The sequence below is a fragment of the Fodinibius roseus genome (assembly GCF_900129315.1).
GTDB lineage: Bacteria > Bacteroidota > Rhodothermia > Balneolales > Balneolaceae > Fodinibius > Fodinibius roseus.
The window spans coordinates 1-1,285 of the sequence record NZ_FQUS01000061.1 but is presented as its reverse complement, the minus strand read 5'-3'; the positions used below and the strand labels follow the sequence as shown (position 1 = coordinate 1,285).

1 pseudogene is annotated in these 1,285 nt (G+C 48.8%); it reads right to left on the bottom strand.

Features of this window, described 5'->3' with window-relative positions:
- Positions 1-172: 172 nt before the first annotated feature.
- Positions 173-1,207: pseudogene (locus tag BUB16_RS20990) on the bottom strand (IS481 family transposase); the annotation flags it as partial.
- Between the last annotated feature and the right edge of the window lie 78 nt (positions 1,208-1,285).

The following is a 1,285-nucleotide window of genomic DNA, read 5'->3' as shown; positions in this document are numbered from 1 at the left end:
TGTAATAGCCACGACTTGATCTGACAGTCAGCCGTTAGAAGTTGGTTTTAGTTGTCAGGTTAATCTCATCTGAGTTTGGCTCTTCCAGAGCTGGTTGTTCAGCGTTTAACTCAATATCAGATTCAGCCGATTGCATAACGTCTTCGGTGACCCGATTGTTGTTTTGCCAAGGTAACTCGTCCACCTGTTTTTCCAAAGCTAAATGTTTGGTGCTTTCAAGCGTTTCCCACGGCGTTTTGCCGTAACAATACTTGCCCGAATGGGTCCTCTCGGTGTTATACCAGCCGATCCATTCGTCTAATTCAGCCTGTAGCTCCTCAATACTCCGGAAGATTTTTTTGCGGAACACAATCGAGTAAAACTCTTCCTGTATCGTCCGGTGAAACCGCTCGCAGATTCCATTGGTCTGCGGAGATTTGGCCTTGGTGCGGCTATGGTCAATATCCTCCAGATCTAAATACAACTGGAATGGATGATTCTCCAGTTTCCCACAAAACTCGGTGCCTCGGTCGGTAAGAATACGCAGTAGCCGAATGCCCTGCTCTTCATACATCGGAAGGACCTTGTCATTGAGCAGATCGGCGGCAGTAATGGCATCTTTGGCCGTGTACAGCTTAGCCTGAGCAACCTTGCAATAGGTATCGATGTAGGTTTGCTGGTAGATACGTCCCACGCCTTTAATGGTGCCTACGTAATAGGTATCCTGGGCCCCTAAGTATCCGGGATGATGGGTCTCGATTTCTCCCTGCGCTACTTTTTGTTGCTTGGCTTTTTCCAAGGCCACCAGCTGGGCTTCGGTTAAGATAATCCCTTCCTGGGCTACCTTCGCCTCCAAAGCCGCCAGTCGTTGCTTAAAGGTCTGCAGGTCATGGCGCAACCAAATACTCCGCACGCCTCCGGGGGAAATAGTAACCCCTCGCTTGGCCAACTCGTTGCTGGCTCGCTGCTGGCCATAAGCCGGATACTCATACGCCATGTCGACGACCTGCTGTTCAATGGCGGGATCTACCCGGTTCTTGTGGTTGGGCTTGCGACGAGAGAGTTCCTGAAGGGCGGCTTCCCCACCGGTTTCGTACAACTCTTTAATGCGATAGTAGCTGTCACGGGAGTAACCCATCGTGCGACAGGCCTGCGAGACATTGTTTAAATGATTCGCTAACTTTAGTAATCCTAACTTTGTTTTGATTATTTTATCTTGGGTAGTCATGGTGAATCTGGGTTTAGTGATTAGTTGGTTGCATCTCCTAATCTAACTAAACTGTCAGATTTCATCGTGACTACTTCA